Origin of the sequence: Mesorhizobium sp. B2-6-2 (assembly GCF_006440615.1) — a bacterium.
GTDB lineage: Bacteria > Pseudomonadota > Alphaproteobacteria > Rhizobiales > Rhizobiaceae > Mesorhizobium.
Map to the genome: position 1 here is coordinate 897,864 of NZ_VFUG01000001.1, position 15,494 is coordinate 913,357.

Here is a 15,494-nt window from a genome sequence, read left to right on the forward strand (position 1 = left end):
GATAACCGCACGAGGGTTCTCCGAGGCCGCATGTCGCAGAATCGAAAAATCAAACAAAATCAACAAAGAGAGACACCCGGCACCATCTGGCACGCGCATTGCAGATGCTTCCGCAGCAGCCGCGAGGCTGTGGAGGTCAACAGCCCCCTGGGAGGTCGAGCGTTTCGATCGGGGGCCGAACGGAGGATATCATGCAGACAGCAATCGCTGCCGCCGAACCGCGCGGCAAGGTTCCCTTTTACCGACATCTCTATGTCCAGGTCCTGGTGGCGATCGCCGCCGGCATCCTGCTTGGCCATTTCTATCCCGACCTGGGCGCCTCGCTGAAGCCGCTTGGCGACGCCTTCATCAAGCAGGTCAAGATGGTCATCGCGCCGGTGATCTTCCTCACCGTGGCGACCGGCATCGCCGGCGTTTCCGACCTGCACAAGGTCGGCCGCGTCGCGGGCAAGGCGATGATCTATTTCCTCGTCTTCTCGACGCTGGCGCTCATCGTCGGCCTCGTCGTATCGAACGTCATCCAGCCCGGCGCCGGCATGCACATCAACCCCGCGACCCTCGACCCATCGAAAGTGGCGACCTTCACCGAGAAGGCGCATGACACGACGATCGTCGGCTTCCTGATGAACATCATTCCGGACACCATCACCGGCGCCTTCGCCCAGGGCGACATCCTGCAGGTGCTGTTCTTCTCGGTGCTGTTCGGCATCGCGCTGGCGATGGTTGGCGAACGTGGCCGCCCGGTCGTCGATTTCCTGCAGGCGCTGACCGCGCCGGTCTTCCGCCTCGTCGCCATACTGATGAAGGCCGCCCCGATCGGCGCTTTCGGCGCCATGGCCTTCACCGTCGGCAAATACGGCATCGGCGCGATCGCCAACCTCGCCTTCCTGATCGGCACTTTCTATCTGACGTCGCTGCTCTTCGTGCTCGTCGTGCTCGGCGCTGTGGCATGGTATAACGGCTTCTCCATCCTGGCGCTGATCCGCTATATCAAGGAGGAATTGCTCCTGGTGCTCGGCACCTCGTCCTCCGAGGCGGCGCTGCCCGGCCTGATGGCCAAGATGGAGCGCGCCGGCTGCAACCGCTCGGTGGTCGGCCTGGTCATCCCGACCGGCTACTCCTTCAACCTCGACGGCACCAACATCTATATGACGCTTGCAGCGCTGTTCATCGCCCAGGCGACCGACACGCCGCTCACCTTCGGCGACCAGATACTGCTTCTGCTGGTCGCCATGCTGAGCTCTAAGGGAGCCGCCGGCATCACCGGCGCCGGCTTCATCACTTTGGCCGCGACGCTCTCGGTCGTGCCCTCGGTGCCGGTCGCCGGCATGGCGCTGATCCTCGGCGTCGACCGCTTCATGTCGGAATGCCGCGCGCTCACCAACTTTGTCGGCAACGCGGTCGCGACCATCGTCGTGGCCCGCTGGGAAGGCGAGCTCGACCAGAAGCAATTCGCCGCCGCCATGGCCGGCCAGTTGCCGGAAGAGGCAGACCTTGCGCTCTCGGGCGGCCTGCAGCCCGCCTAGCCGACCAGCATCCTCCCGATGCCAGCAGGCCGCGGCAATCGCCGCGGCCTGTTCTTTTTGTCGGCTGCCGCATAGGGTGGCGCGGCGCGGCACTCCTGCCGGTGCATTCCCGTTGCATTCAGGGGCGGTCGATGAGCAGTGCGTTTCCCGAGATCTATGTCGTTCGCCATGGCGAGACGGAGTGGAGCGCATCGGGCAGGCACACCGGCCGCACCGATATCCCCTTGACCGCCAAGGGCGAAGAGGCCGCGCGCGGCCTCTCCGATCGGCTCAAGGGGCTGACGTTCCAGGCGGTCTGGTCAAGCCCCTCGCAGCGCGCTTTCGACACCTGCCGGCTCGCCGGCTTCGGCGAGCGCGCGGTGAAGAAATCCGACCTGCAGGAATGGGACTACGGCGCTTATGAAGGCGTGACGACCAAGGAGATAACGTCCAAGAGACCCGGCTGGCAATTGTTCCGCGACGGCTGTCCGGGCGGCGAGACGGCGGCCGATGTCGGCGCACGCGCCGATGCCATCATCGCCGGGCTGCGCGCGATTGCCGGCAATGTGCTCATCTTCTCCAGCTCGCATTTCCTGCGTGTCCTCGCATCGCGCTGGGTCGGCCTACCGCCGGAAGGCGGCGAGCACTTCGTGCTCGATACCGCCAGCCTCAGCATCCTGGGCTACGAGCACGACCTGACGGAGCCGGTCATCCGGAGGTGGAACCAGAAGTAGCCGCAGCTCGATAGCAGCTCAGGCGTCTCTGGAGATTAGGCGAAACCCCTCAGCCTCGTCATTCCAGGGCGGAGCAAGGAGCGAAGCGACGCGGCGCAGACCCTAGAATCCATTCCGTTACCAATGAGCGTTGCCGCGGTGCAGAGCGACCCCTGTCTTGCACCGCCTTTACCCTTTGCGCCAGGTTACGGAATGGATCCTCGGGTCTGCGCGTCCGCTTCGCTCCCGCTCCGCCCGTGGATGACGAAGCTGAGGCGTTTCGGCTAGACTCTGACCATCGCCAGCTCCTCGGCCGTCAAATGCCGCGCCTTACCCTTGGCAAGTTCGCCAAGCTGCAGCCGCCCGATCGCCACCCTGACCAGCCTCAGCACCTCGATGTCGAAAGCGGCGAGCAGCCTGCGGATGTGCCGGTTACGTCCTTCGTCGAGCACGATCTCCAGCCAGGCTGTCCGCCCGCCGCTGCGCAACAGCGCGATCGAACTTGCCGTGAGCAACTCGCCGTCGACGACGGCGCCCTGACGAAAGCGCTCCAGCATTTCCTCGTCGGGCGCGGCCGCGATCTGCACGTGATAGGTCTTGGCGACATGCGAGGCGGGGTCGAGCAGTCCGTTCGCCCAGCGCGTGTCGTTGCTCATCAAAAGCAGCCCTTCGCTCGCCTTGTCGAGCCGGCCGACGGGCGACACGAAGGGCAGGTCGAGATCGGCAAGGCAATCATAGACGGTGCCGCGGCCTTCCGGGTCGTCGCGGGTGGTGACCAGGCCGCGCGGCTTGTTGACCATCAGATAGACCTTGCGCTCGGCAATGACGCGCTCGCCGTCGACGGTGATGCGGTCGCCGTCGGGATCGATGCGCAGCAAGGCATCGCGCATCGTCTTGCCATTGACCTGCACGCGGCCCTCGACGACGAGACGCTCGGCCTGCGTGCGCGAGCAGAAGCCAAGCTTGGAGAGCGCTCGGGCGAGACTGACCTTTGCGGTTGCGGATCGTCTGTCGGGTTGGCGTGCCACTATCTCTGTCTTCGAACATCTCAAAACGCCGCAACCGATGCCACGCCTGGCGAGATGGGCGCAAGCGGCTCCGTCACCTACTTCGGGTCGTCCAACGTCACTCGTGCGGCGCGCTCAATCGCCGGTAGGAGACGCCGTCGAATGTTGCCGTCACGAAGCTGTTGACCGACATCTTGCGCTTGCGCCCGTCGCTGCAGGCATAGAGCGGCCAGCCGGCTTCGCTGCACTCGCTGGCCACGCAGATCCGACCCACGCAGTTGCCGACGGTCAGCCGGAAGCCGCCCTTGCCGGCAAAACCCTGCAGCAGGCTGCCGTCCGCCGAGCGCCATGTCCGCTGCTGGAATTCAGGCCGCAGCTGAAGAGGTTCGAGCGGGGCGGCGAGGTTGGCGGTGCCGATAACTCCGGCGAGCAGCAGGCGATAGCGCGCCATTCCGGTCGTATAGGCGGTCACGAGGTCGGATTCGCCCGAGTAAGTCGTTGCAAGCTCGGAGCCATCGAGCAGGTGAGACGCCTGCCCGCCCGCCTCTGTCGGTCCCGCCAGGGCAACCAGGGCAACAAGGGCCAGGCAAGCGCGTGACATCTCGATTTCCAGCAGCCATGCATATCCCGGCGTGCCAGCGCCCCCGGCTGCCTGCCTTACCATCTCGCCGATTGGCCTCCGGCGCAAGATCAGCCGTGGCCTCCCATCCGCGCCAGGCATCGGGCCTGGTCGCGGGGCCGACCAAGCTCTTCGTAGCGGCCGGCCGCCTCCTCGAAGGCGGCGAGCGCGCGCACTTCCTTGTCCTGTGCCCGCCGCTGCACGCCCCGCGCCTCCCAAAGCGCTGCCGCCCAAGGGCCGCCTTGCCACATGCCGGCGATGCGTTCGGCGTCGTTCAGGCGGCGGTCGACCTGTTCCAATTCGCCCGCCTCGGCAAGCGCGATCGCAGAGGCGGTGCGCAACGCCATCGAGCATGGCTGGCAGGCGCCCGGCGTCAACAGCCTGTCGCCCGCGAGGATCTCCTCGGCGACCATTTTCGGCGTCGATGCCGTCCGCACCGCCAGCGCCTGCATGCGCATGATGAGATGCGGCGAAAGCCAGGAACGTTCGGCATCGGTGAGGCCGCGCTGGATCAGGCGACTGGCTCGCCATTTCTGGCCGCGCTCCAGGGCGATCTCGGCCAGCCGCTCGATCGCCAGCACACGGCCGGCAACCGCGTCCGACTCGAGGAGCAGCCGCTCGGCTTCAGTAAGGAATTGCTCGGCTTTGTCGAGCTCGCCCGAAAACAACGCCGCTTCGCCGAGGAGCAGGCAGGCGAGACCGCGTCCGGCGCTCGATTCCGCGTCCTCGGCCACCGCGAGCAGTTCCTCGGCCAGCCCGGCGACTTCGGCATGGCCTTTGGCGCTGCACAGACAGAACTCGGACAGGCACAGATGTCCATCGAAGACATGTTGCACGAAGGCCGGCTTGGCGCGGACCCATTCGATGAATTCGGACCGGAACAGCTGCGGCCATCGCGCCTGCATCATCGAGGCAAGTCCCAGCAGCGCGCTCGCCTCGCCGACCTCGCGCGGCAAATCGGCGCCCAGCGCCAGATCGCGTGTCTGCCGCGCGATCTCGCTCGCCCTGTCGAACTCGCCGCTCTGCAGGTGCACCAGGCCCCAGGCAAGCGAGGTGCGGATGCGCTCCGAGGGGCTGACTGTCTCCGTGCCTGATAGCGTCAGCGCCTTCTCGTAGAGCGCGATGGTCGCGGCGCTCGGCCCGACGCCGAGCTCGGCATGCAGGTTGTCGCGAAGCTGGTTGAACTGGCGGATCGCCTCGACGCGGTTGCCGGCATCGAGCGCCGCCTGCATCAGCGCGCATTGCGCCTGCTCGTCGGCCGGGTCGAGCGCGATGAGCCGCTGCCACAAGCCGCCGGCGCGCAACAGGTCGCTGTAGCGTTGCTGTATCTGCGCGCGGGGGGTGTCGAGCCATTCGACGAAAAGGTCGTCGGGCAAGAGCCTGCCGCCATAGAGGTCGGCCGCATGTTCGAAAGCGCTTTTGTCGCCGCCCCGGAGCGCCGCTTTTGCGGCCGCCTCGAAGTTTTCGATATCGATGTCGAGCTCCGCATCGGGTGCGAGCGCGATGATGTCGTTGCCGATCTCGATTAGTTCATGGGCGCCAAGCGCGCGGCGCGCGAAATGGACGGCTTTGCGGAGGCTGCCGCCGGCCGCTTCCGGGTCGGCGTCGGGCCAGAAAGTCTCCATCACCTGCTCGCGGTGCATGCGATGCGCGGGCCTCAGCGCGAGCAGCTTGACCAGCGCGGCGGCGCGTTCGCGTCGCCAGTCGGCCCCTGGTATCGCCCGGCCGTCGACACTGACGGCGAAGCGGCCGAGCAGATGGATCGAAACGCGCATCAAAGCACCATCCGGAAGAAGGAGAGCCGGCGCCGAAGCCATCACCAGCCGGCGGTGGTCGGGGAACGCTGGCGGAACATAGATTTCCTAATATGCCTTCGCAATCAAAATCCAACCGAAAGGGAATGACCATGTCACTCCGTATCGCAGACATCGCCCCCGACTTCACCGCCGACACCACGCAAGGTCCGATCTCCTTCCACGAGTGGCTGGGCAAGGACTGGGGCATCCTGTTCTCGCATCCTAAGGACTACACGCCGGTCTGCACCACCGAGCTCGGTTACATGGCGCGCCTCAAGCCCGAATTCAACAAGCGCGGCGTCAAGGTCATCGGCCTGTCCGTCGACCCGGTCGAGAAGCATGCCGGCTGGGCGAAGGACATCGCCGAGACGCAAGGCATGGCGCCGAACTTCCCGATGATCGGCGACCCGACGCTCGCCGTCTCGCAGCTCTACGACATGCTTCCGGCGTCGGCGGGCAACAGCGCCGACGGCCGCACCGCCGCCGACAATCAGACGGTTCGCAATGTCTACGTCATCGGCCCCGACAAGAAGATCAAGCTCGTCATATCCTACCCGATGACGACGGGCCGCAACTTCGACGAGGTGCTGCGCGTCGTCGACTCCCTGCAACTGACGGCCAAGCATCGCCTGGCGACTCCGGTGAACTGGAAGCCCGGCGACGACATCATCATCGCCGGTTCGGTGTCGAACGATGAAGCAAAGCAGCTCTATCCGCAGGGCTGGAAGGAACCGAAACCCTATATCCGCATCGTGTCGCAGCCTGTGCTGACCTGACAGGTCAGGCATCGGGATCTGAGGCGACGGGCATCGGCGGCGAGGACGTGAGAGACACATCCCCGCCGCCCCACAACCGAAAGACAGTGAGCAAATTCAAATCCGGCGCTTCTGCATAGCGCCAAGACGTGGGGAACCGAGATGAGCACTGCAAACAAACCGCGCATCGTCGTCCTGGGAGCGGGCTTTGGCGGCCTGGAACTGACGACGCTGCTGTCCGAGGCAATGGGCGACGGCATCGATGTCACGCTCATCGACAAGAGCGACGCCTTCGTGTTCGGCTTTTCGAAACTCGACGTCATGTTCGGCCTGAAGGCGGCGGAGGCGGTCCGCTTGCCCTACAACCGTTACGCCAAGCCCGGCGTGAAATTGCTGAGGCGCACCATCACCGCGATCGATCCAGAAAGGCGCCGTGTCACCACCGACGACGGTGTCTACGATGCCGATTACCTGATTGTCGCGCTTGGCGCTGAATATGATTTCGACGCTACGCCTGGGCTGTCGGGCACCAACGAGTTCTATTCGGTTGCCGGCGCGGATCGGCTGCGCGGCGTGTTGCCGGGCTTCAAGAAAGGCAGGGCGATGGTCGGCGTCTGCGGCGCGCCCTACAAATGCCCGCCGGCCCCGAGCGAATGCGTGTTGATGCTGCATGACTATCTGGTGCGGCAAGGCGTGCGCGAGGCCTGTGAGATATCGCTGGTGCTCCCGCTCGGCAGCCCGGTGCCGCCGTCGCCCGATACCTCGAAGGCGCTGCTTGCGGCTTTCGCCGAGCGCGGAATCAAGTTCATTCCCAGCCGTCGCGTCGCCTCGGTCGACAATAGCCGAAACGTGGCGGTGCTCGACGACGGCACCGAAATGCCGTTCGACCTTTTCCTCGGCGTCCCCAAACATCGCGTGCCGCCGGTCGTGCTGGAAAGCGGCATGTCGGAGAACGGCTGGATCCCGGTCAACCCGCGCACGCTCGAGACGAAATACCGGAATGTCTACGCGGTCGGTGACGGCGCCAACACCGGGACGCCCAAGGCCGGCGTCTTCGCCGAAGGTGCCGCGCGCGCCGTTGCCTCAGCACTCGTCGCCAAGCTGCGTGGCAGCGGAAACGGCACGCTCTATGACGGCTTCGGCACCTGTTACATCGAATTCGGTGGCGGCCGCGTCGGCAAGGTCGAGGTCGATTTCTTTTCTGGCCCCGCGCCGACAGGCAACTACTATGAGCCTTCGGTGGCGTTGCGTGCCGACAAGGAAAAGTTCGGCTCGAGTCGACGGTCGCGCTGGTTCGGCTCGTAAGCCTGTGACAACCGCAGTGATGGGCGAGGACGCCGCCGCCAGACGGCGGCGCACCGGCAAATCCGGAGGCGGTCTGTCAGCTGCCCTCAGCCGTTTGCTGCCGACGGTAGCTCGAACAAGGTGGCGCCGTTCTCGCGCCCTCGGTCGACATAACCGATCACGCGGAACCATTTCGCGACGTCGGGCCTGTTCAGCCAACTGCGCGAATGGACGGGAAGGTTGCCGGCCAGCGCCTGGACATGGCGGATGTGGCGCTTGCAGAAGCGGACAGTCGTGGCGTTGAAGAAATCCTCCCGCGCGGCAAAGAGCGTGTCGGCGGCGTCCGCGTGCTCATGCCAGGCGATGATCGCCACCGTCCTGTCGTCCTGCACGAGCGCATGCGCCCGGCCTTCCTTCAGGTTCATCATCAGATTGTCATAGGCGCATTTGCTGTCCTTGCCGGCCGCCACATATTCGTCCGACATTCGCTTGGACAGGCCGCGGAAAACATCTTCCAGGTCTCCGACCGTCGCCGCGCGTGCTCTCATTTCTCCTCCTGACAGCCCGCTAGCAGTTTGCCCCAAGGAGCAGGGATCACCAAGAAAACCAAATTCCCGATCCGGGGTGTACGCGCAATCTTGTTCCACACGGAAGTGCCGGACCGCTGATCACGCTCGCATATCAGCGTTGGCTTGAGATCGCTTTTCCGCTGTCTGATCCCGGCGGCGGCTGCGTGCACGTTCGCAATACGGACATCTGGCTGGGCGGCCGATCTTGCCGCTGGCCTCACGCTGACGACGACGGCGAGAGAAAGCGTATCGTTGAATTCATTGCAGCCCTGCCGTAAAAGGCGCAAGTTCTCGATGGCCTGCAAGGTCTGGCTGCAGCGTTAGGGGTATGCATTGACGTCGAGCAGGCCGATCCTGGTCACCGGCGCAGCCGGCTTCATAGGTTTTCACCTTTGCCAGAGGCTGCTTGCCGAAGGCCGACCGGTTGTCGGCCTCGATTCCATGAATGAGTATTACGACGTCACCTTGAAGCAGGCGCGGCTCGAGCGGCTGAAGGCGTTCCCAGACTTTCATTTCGAGCATGTCGATCTCGCCGACCGCGATGGCATCTCGGGGGTCTTTGTGTCGGTCGCGCCGCAGATCGTCGTCAACCTCGCCGCGCAGGCGGGCGTCCGCTACTCGCTGGTCAATCCGCACGTCTATGCGCAAAGCAATCTCAACGGCTTCCTCAACATCCTGGAGGGATGCCGGCAGGCCTCGGTCGGCCACCTCGTCTATGCATCGTCAAGCTCGATCTATGGCGGCAGCACGCGCATGCCGTTCTCGGTGCATGATTCCGCCGAGCATCCCCTCAGCCTCTATGCCGCCAGCAAGAAGGCAAACGAGCTGATGGCCCACACCTACAGCCATCTGTTCGGGCTCCCAACGACGGGCCTGCGCTTCTTCACCGTCTACGGTCCGTGGGGACGGCCCGACATGGCCTTGTTCATCTTCACCAAGGCCATCCTCGCCGGCCAGCCGATCGATGTCTTCAACCATGGCAACATGCAGCGGGATTTCACCTACATCGACGACATCGTTGAGGGAGTGGCCCGCGTCATGCAGCATCCAGCGACGCCCAATCCCGATTGGACAAGCGCTGCGCCGGACCCCGCGACGAGCACCGCGCCGTTCAGGATCCATAACATCGGCGACAGCTCGCCCGTCGAGCTCAGCCGGCTGATCGACGTTCTGGAAGACGCTCTCGGGCGCAAGGCAATCCGCAACCTGATGCCGCTGCAGCCGGGCGATGTGCCTGCGACTTATGCCGACGTCGCCTCGCTCGAGGCGGTGATCGGCTTCAAGCCCAGGATCCCGATCGAGATCGGCGTCCCGCGTTTCGTGGAATGGTATCGGGATTTCTATCAGGTCTGATTGCAGGTCAGAGCAATTCCAGGAAAAGTGTGAGCGGTTGAGTTCGGCGCCTTCGCCGTAACCTTCCGTCTGGATTGCGTCAAAAACAAAGGGATAGAGCGTCGACCACCGAGCTCGCCGCTCGTTCAGTCGGCCCGGCGTGCCTGCCTGTCGATCCAAAGCGCGATCAGCGTGCAGGCGGCGCCCGAAAGCAGGTAGGCGCCGGCGGCGATGAGGCCGAAATTGCCGGCCAGGAGCAGCGCCGCGAGCGGCGCGAAGCCGGCGCCGAACATCCAGGCCAGGTCCGATGTCACCGCCGAGCCGGTATAGCGGTGCTGGCGCGAGAAGCTCGATGCGACGACGCCCGAGGATTGCCCGAAGCTCAAGCCCAGCAGGATGAAGCCGAGCACCATGAACACCGTCTCGCCAACGGTGCCGCCGTTGAGAAGTTGTGGGGCAAAGCCGCTGAAGGCTGCGATGGCGACGGCGCCGCCGCCGAGCAGGGCGCGGCGTCCGACACGGTCGGCCAGCGGACCCGATGCAACGATCGCCGCGATCCCGAACAACGCGCTCACCGCTTCGATGACCAGGAAACGTTCCGGACCCTCATTGGTGAACAGGAACACCCAGGACAGCGGGAACACCGTCACCATATGGAACAGGGCGAAGCTCGCCAGCGGCGCAAAGGCGCCGACGACGACGTTGCGTCCTTCCGTCCGAACCATCTCCCTGATGCGCGTCGGCTGCAGATCGCCGCTCTCGTAGAGTTTCGAGAATTCGGGCGTGACCACGATGCGCAGCCTGGCAAACAGCGCCACGACGTTGATGGCGAAGGCGACGAAGAAGGGATAGCGCCAGCCCCAGGCGAAGAAGTCGTCGGCCGAGAGGTTGGCGACGAAGAAGGCAAATAGCGAGCTTGCCACGATGAGTCCGATCGGCGCGCCGAGCTGCGGGATCATCGCATAGATGCCGCGCCGGTTCTGCGGCGCATTCAGCGCCAGGAGGGAGGGCAGTCCGTCCCATGTCCCGCCGAGCGCCAGGCCCTGCAGGAAGCGGGTGAGCGCCAGCAGCCAGGCGGCGACCGCGCCGACATCCTCATAGGAGGGCAGGAACGCCATGGCGACCGTCGAGGTGCCGAGCAGGAACAGCGCGATCGTCAGCTTGGCGCCGCGGCCATAGGCGCGGTCGATCGCCATGAACAGCACCGTGCCGAACGGCCGCGCGATGAAGGCCAGCGCGAAGATGGCGAAGGAGTAGAGCGTTCCGACCAGCGGGTCGTGCGTTGGGAACACAAGCTTGGGGAACACGATCACGGAAGCGATCGCATAGACGAAGAAATCGAAGAATTCCGACGTCCTGCCGATGATCACGCCGACCGCGATATCGCCCGCGCTGACCTGGCCGTGATGCGAGCCGATCAGTCTGCTGTCCGTTTCGGAAGTCGAAGTTTCAGCCATCGTTTCCGTCGAGCTAAAGTTCGGAACGCGATTGTCGTCGTCCCGATCCGATGTTGTCGTCATCCCATTATGCGTGCACACTTTCGCGAAAGCCATACCGGCTGGGCATTGGACAAATTGTCCAATGTCGTCGCCGTGCCTGCGGCAGTAGCCGTTGGTCCATATCGCATCGCAACCTGCACAGATCCTGCTGCAGGGCCATCGAGGGCAGCGTTTGATGAGACGATCCGGAGCCTTGCTTCTTTTTCCGCTCGCCGTGCTGCTGAGCGGCTGCGATCTGGTCGTGCTGGCGCCCGCGGGCGACGTGGCAGTGCAGCAGCGCGACCTGCTCGTTGTCTCGACCCTGCTGATGCTGCTCATCATCCTGCCGGTCATGGCGCTGACCGTGCTGTTCGCCTGGCGCTACCGGCAATCCAGCACCACGGCGATCTACACGCCGGACTGGGACCATTCGACCAAGCTGGAGCTGGTGATCTGGGCGGCACCCCTGCTCGTCATCATCTGCCTCGGCGCGCTAACCTGGCTCGGCTCCCATCTGCTCGATCCCTACCGGCGCATCGACCGGATCGAACCAGGACAGCCGGTCACCCAGAACCACAAGCCGCTCAGGGTCGACGTCGTCGCGCTGGATTGGAAATGGCTCTTCATCTATCCGGATTACGGCATTGCCTCCGTCAACGAGCTGGCGGCGCCGGTCAACCAGCCGATCGACTTTCGCATCACCTCCTCGACGGTGATGAACTCCTTCTACATTCCGGCCCTTGCCGGGCAGATCTACGCCATGCCCGCCATGGAGACGAAGTTGCACGCGGTCATCAACCGTCCGGGCACCTATTCCGGCTTCTCGGCCAACTACAGCGGCGCCGGCTTCTCCGGCATGCGCTTTGCGTTCCACGGGCTCTCCGATCAGGCCTTCGGCGAGTGGGTGGCGCAGACCAAGGGCGCGCAGGCCATTCTTAGCCGCGAGACCTATCTCGATCTCGAGCGTCCGAGCGAGAACGAGCCGGTCCGCCACTATGCCTCCGTCGATCCCGACCTCTATGGCGCGATCCTCAATCTGTGCGTCGAGCGCGGCAAGATGTGCATGAACGAGATGATGTCGATCGACGCCAAGGGCGGCCTTGGGCTGGCCGGCGTGCGCAACACCTTGCCGCTGCAATATGACAAGCTTGCCCGGCGCGGCGCGGTGTTCGGCAACGATCCGTCCTATGTCGCCAGCATCTGCACGGCGGAGGAAGCGGCCGCCGCCTCGCGCGCGGCCCGCGATGCCGGCGCGAAATATTGGCCCGTGCGCGATCTTTCCCCGCTGCGCGGGGCAGGGCTGCTCAGTCCAGGGGCAGGCATTCGCCGCGCCGACGCCGAGACGCCGTCGCTCGGCCTGCTGCGCTTCGAATTGTGAGGGATGGCGGATGCCTGAGACGCTGACCAAATTCATCTTCGGCCGCCTCACTTTGGAGTCGCTGCCGCTGCACGAGCCGATCGTCGTCGTCACCTTCATCGTCGTGGCGTTGGGCGGCCTCGCGGTGCTCGGCGCGGTCACCTATTTCAAGCTTTGGGGCTATCTGTGGCGCGAGTGGTTCACCAGCGTCGACCACAAGAAGATCGGCATCATGTACATGGCGCTCGGCCTCGTCATGCTGCTGCGCGGCTTCTCGGACGCCATCATGATGCGCCTGCAGCAGGCCATCGCCTTCAACGGTTCCGAGGGTTATCTCAACGCTCATCACTACGACCAGATCTTCACCGCCCATGGCGTGATCATGATCTTCTTCGTGGCGATGCCTTTTGTCACCGGGCTGATGAACTTCGTCGTGCCGCTGCAGATCGGCGCGCGCGACGTCTCGTTCCCTTTCCTCAACAATTTCAGCTTCTGGATGACGGTCGGCGGCGCCATCCTGGTCATGGCCTCGCTGTTCGTCGGCGAGTTCGCCCGCACCGGCTGGCTGGCCTATCCGCCGCTCTCCGGCATCAATTACAGTCCCGACGTCGGCGTCGATTACTACATCTGGGCGCTGCAGGTGGCCGGTGTCGGCACGACCCTGTCCGGCATCAATCTGATCTGCACGATCATCAAGATGCGCGCCCCCGGCATGACCATGATGCGCATGCCGGTCTTCACCTGGACCTCGCTCTGCACCAACGTGCTGATCGTGGCGTCCTTCCCGGTGCTGACGGCGGTGCTGATATTGCTCGCGCTTGACCGCTATGTCGGCACCAACTTCTTCACCAACGACTTCGGCGGCAACCCGATGATGTATGTGAACCTCATCTGGATATGGGGCCACCCGGAGGTCTACATCCTTATCCTGCCGCTGTTCGGCGTCTTCTCCGAGGTCACCTCGACCTTCTCCGGCAAGCGCCTGTTCGGCTACACCTCGATGGTCTACGCCACGATAGTCATCACCATCCTGTCCTATCTCGTCTGGCTGCACCACTTCTTCACCATGGGCTCCGGCGCCAGCGTCAATTCCTTCTTCGGCATCACCACGATGATCATCTCGATCCCGACCGGGGCGAAGATATTCAACTGGCTGTTCACCATGTATCGCGGCCGCATCCGCTTCGAATTGCCGATGATGTGGACGGTGGCCTTCATGCTCACCTTCGTCGTCGGCGGCATGACCGGCGTGCTGCTTGCCGTGCCGCCCGCCGACTTCGTGCTGCACAACAGCCTGTTCCTGATCGCGCATTTCCATAACGTCATCATCGGCGGCGTGCTCTTCGGCCTGTTCGCCGGCATCGCCTACTGGTGGCCCAAGGCCTTCGGCTTCAGGCTCGATCCGTTCTGGGGCAAGGTCTCGTTCTGGTGCTGGGTGCTCGGCTTCTGGCTCGCCTTCATGCCGCTCTATATTCTCGGCCTGATGGGCGTGACCCGCCGCATGCGCGTGTTCGACGATCCCTCGCTGCAGATCTGGTTCGTGATCGCCGCTTTCGGCGCCGTGCTGATCGCCTGCGGCATCGCCGCCTTCCTGGTCCAGATATTCGTCTCCATCCGCAAGCGCGAAGCGCTGGCCGATCACACCGGCGATCCGTGGGACGGCCGCACCCTCGAATGGTCGACCTCCTCGCCGCCGCCGGCCTACAACTTCGCCTTCACGCCGGTCATTCGCGACAACGACGCTTGGTTCGACATGAAGAAGGCCGGCTACCGGCGCCCGCTGTCCGGCTTCAAGCCGATCCACATGCCTCGCAACACCGGCACCGGAGTCGTCCTGGCGGTGTTCAGCGTCGCGCTCGGCTTCGGCCTGATCTGGTACATATGGTGGCTGGCGGCGCTGAGCTTCGTCTGCCTCATCGCAACCGCAATCGGCCACACCTTCAACTACCACCGCGACTTCGACATTCCGGCGGCAGAGGTCGCGCAAACGGAAGAGGCGAGAACGACGCTCCTCGCCGCCCAGGGCTAGGAATTGAGCATGGCATCGAGCGCGATCACGGCCGGCGCGGAACCGGTCTTCCACCTGGAAGAAGAGCACGAGCACGCCGAAGGCGGCAGTACCATGCTCGGCTTCTGGCTCTACTTGATGAGCGACTGCCTGATCTTCGCCATGCTGTTCGCGGCCTACGGCGTGCTCGGCGGCAATTACGCGGCGGGTCCGGCGCCGAAGGATCTGTTCGATCTTGGCCTGGTGGCGGTCAACACAACCATGCTGCTCCTGTCCTCGATCACCTATGGCTTTGCCATGCTGACCATGGACAAGGGCCGCGTCGGCGCGACGCAAGCCTGGCTCGTGGTGACCATCCTGTTCGGCCTGGCGTTCCTCTCCATCGAGCTATCCGAATTCGCGCACATGATCCATGAAGGCGCGACGCCGCAGCGCAGCGCCTTCCTGTCGTCCTTCTTCACCCTGGTCGGCACGCATGGCCTGCACGTGACCTTCGGCATCGTCTGGATGGTGACGCTGATGGTGCAGGTGGCGCGACACGGCCTCATCGAGGCCAACCGCCGCCGGCTGATGTGCCTTTCGATCTTCTGGCACTTCCTCGACGTCGTCTGGATCGGCGTCTTCACCTTCGTCTACCTGATGGGGATGCTCAGATGAGCGCTCATGATCATGCCGATCGCGACCACACCCATGGCGGCGCCGCGCACGGGTCGCTGAAGGGCTACCTGATCGGCTTCGTCCTGTCGGTGATCCTCACCGCCATCCCGTTCTGGATGGTCATGACCGGCGCCATGGACAACAAGCAGGCCGCGGCCATCATCATCATGGCCTTCGCGGTGGTGCAGATCGTGGTGCACATGGTCTTCTTCCTGCATATGACCCCTGCGTCGGAAGGCGGATGGTCGATGCTGGCGCTCATCTTCACGGTGATTCTCGTCGTCATCGTGCTGAGCGGCTCGCTCTGGGTGATGTACCACCTCAACGCCAACATGATGCCCGGGCTCCACGAGATGCGGGAGATGCCATGAGCACCATTTCGGGCGTGGGCGTGTGGCGCGCGGGGAGGGCCAA

Annotated in this window: 15 protein-coding genes; 9 read left to right on the plus strand and 6 right to left on the minus strand. The window is 64.3% G+C overall.

The genetic code is table 11. From position 1 onward, the window contains the following. The first annotated feature begins 191 nt into the window (after nt 1–191). Together FJ419_RS04400 and FJ419_RS04405 are read left to right on the plus strand one after the other, a co-directional pair. The gene (locus tag FJ419_RS04400; RefSeq protein WP_140687876.1) at nt 192–1,526 is read left to right on the plus strand and encodes a dicarboxylate/amino acid:cation symporter; all 1,335 of its coding nucleotides are present in this window, start codon (nt 192–194) and stop codon (nt 1,524–1,526) included. Between the two features lie 131 nt (nt 1,527–1,657). After that, nucleotides 1,658–2,239, plus strand: a complete 582-nt coding sequence (locus FJ419_RS04405) for a histidine phosphatase family protein (protein ID WP_140687878.1) — start codon at nt 1,658–1,660, stop codon at nt 2,237–2,239. A 263-nt stretch (nt 2,240–2,502) separates the two neighbouring features. Here the strand turns inward: FJ419_RS04405 and FJ419_RS04410 are convergent, their stop codons facing one another. The 3 genes from FJ419_RS04410 to FJ419_RS04420 all read right to left on the minus strand — a co-directional run bounded on the left by FJ419_RS04410 (nt 2,503) and on the right by FJ419_RS04420 (nt 5,619). Continuing rightward, nucleotides 2,503–3,246, minus strand: a complete 744-nt coding sequence (locus FJ419_RS04410; RefSeq protein WP_246679115.1) for a pseudouridine synthase — start codon at nt 3,244–3,246, stop codon at nt 2,503–2,505. A gap of 97 nt (nt 3,247–3,343) precedes the next feature. After that, entirely contained in the window at nt 3,344–3,889 is a 546-nt protein-coding gene (locus FJ419_RS04415; protein WP_246679116.1) for a hypothetical protein, read from the minus strand. Nucleotides 3,890–3,915: 26 nt separating this feature from the next. Next, nucleotides 3,916–5,619, minus strand: a complete 1,704-nt coding sequence (locus FJ419_RS04420; RefSeq protein WP_140687880.1) for a BTAD domain-containing putative transcriptional regulator — start codon at nt 5,617–5,619, stop codon at nt 3,916–3,918. A 131-nt stretch (nt 5,620–5,750) separates the two neighbouring features. Here FJ419_RS04420 and FJ419_RS04425 point away from each other — a divergent pair, with 131 nt between their 5' ends. After that, nucleotides 5,751–6,416, plus strand: a complete 666-nt coding sequence (locus FJ419_RS04425; protein WP_140687883.1) for a peroxiredoxin — start codon at nt 5,751–5,753, stop codon at nt 6,414–6,416. A 141-nt stretch (nt 6,417–6,557) separates the two neighbouring features. After that, nucleotides 6,558–7,700 (plus strand): FAD/NAD(P)-binding oxidoreductase, encoded by a 1,143-nt coding sequence (locus tag FJ419_RS04430; protein ID WP_140687885.1) that lies wholly within the window; start codon nt 6,558–6,560, stop codon nt 7,698–7,700. Between the two features lie 86 nt (nt 7,701–7,786). On the opposite strand, the gene FJ419_RS04435 is transcribed toward FJ419_RS04430, so the two are convergent. Together FJ419_RS04435 and FJ419_RS04440 are read right to left on the minus strand one after the other, a co-directional pair. After that, nucleotides 7,787–8,227, minus strand: coding sequence for a hypothetical protein (locus tag FJ419_RS04435; protein ID WP_140687887.1), 441 nt, complete (start codon nt 8,225–8,227; stop codon nt 7,787–7,789). Beyond that, nucleotides 8,224–8,553 carry a hypothetical protein gene (locus tag FJ419_RS04440; RefSeq protein WP_140687889.1) on the minus strand — a complete coding sequence of 110 codons (330 nt, stop codon included), beginning with the start codon at nt 8,551–8,553 and terminating at the stop codon, nt 8,224–8,226. The genes FJ419_RS04435 and FJ419_RS04440 overlap by 4 nt, the downstream gene beginning before the upstream one ends. A gap of 28 nt (nt 8,554–8,581) precedes the next feature. Here FJ419_RS04440 and FJ419_RS04445 point away from each other — a divergent pair, with 28 nt between their 5' ends. Beyond that, nucleotides 8,582–9,601: an NAD-dependent epimerase gene (locus tag FJ419_RS04445; RefSeq protein WP_140687891.1), complete on the plus strand. Its 1,020-nt coding sequence runs from the start codon at nt 8,582–8,584 to the stop codon at nt 9,599–9,601. Between the two features lie 125 nt (nt 9,602–9,726). Here FJ419_RS04445 and FJ419_RS04450 read toward each other — a convergent pair whose 3' ends face one another. Continuing rightward, nucleotides 9,727–11,037 (minus strand): MFS transporter, encoded by a 1,311-nt coding sequence (locus FJ419_RS04450; protein WP_140687893.1) that lies wholly within the window; start codon nt 11,035–11,037, stop codon nt 9,727–9,729. 217 nt (nt 11,038–11,254) lie between these two features. Here FJ419_RS04450 and cyoA point away from each other — a divergent pair, with 217 nt between their 5' ends. The 4 genes from cyoA to cyoD are packed head-to-tail and all read left to right on the plus strand — an operon-like array spanning nt 11,255 to nt 15,451. Next, nucleotides 11,255–12,436 (plus strand): ubiquinol oxidase subunit II, encoded by a 1,182-nt coding sequence (cyoA, locus tag FJ419_RS04455; protein ID WP_140687895.1) that lies wholly within the window; start codon nt 11,255–11,257, stop codon nt 12,434–12,436. Between the two features lie 10 nt (nt 12,437–12,446). Further along, nucleotides 12,447–14,444 (plus strand): cytochrome o ubiquinol oxidase subunit I, encoded by a 1,998-nt coding sequence (cyoB, locus tag FJ419_RS04460; RefSeq protein WP_140687898.1) that lies wholly within the window; start codon nt 12,447–12,449, stop codon nt 14,442–14,444. Between the two features lie 9 nt (nt 14,445–14,453). Continuing rightward, nucleotides 14,454–15,080 carry a cytochrome o ubiquinol oxidase subunit III gene (gene cyoC, locus FJ419_RS04465; RefSeq protein ID WP_140687900.1) on the plus strand — a complete coding sequence of 209 codons (627 nt, stop codon included), beginning with the start codon at nt 14,454–14,456 and terminating at the stop codon, nt 15,078–15,080. Further along, entirely contained in the window at nt 15,077–15,451 is a 375-nt protein-coding gene (gene cyoD / locus FJ419_RS04470) for a cytochrome o ubiquinol oxidase subunit IV (protein WP_140687902.1), read from the plus strand. The genes cyoC and cyoD overlap by 4 nt, the downstream gene beginning before the upstream one ends. Nucleotides 15,452–15,494: the final 43 nt, after the last annotated feature.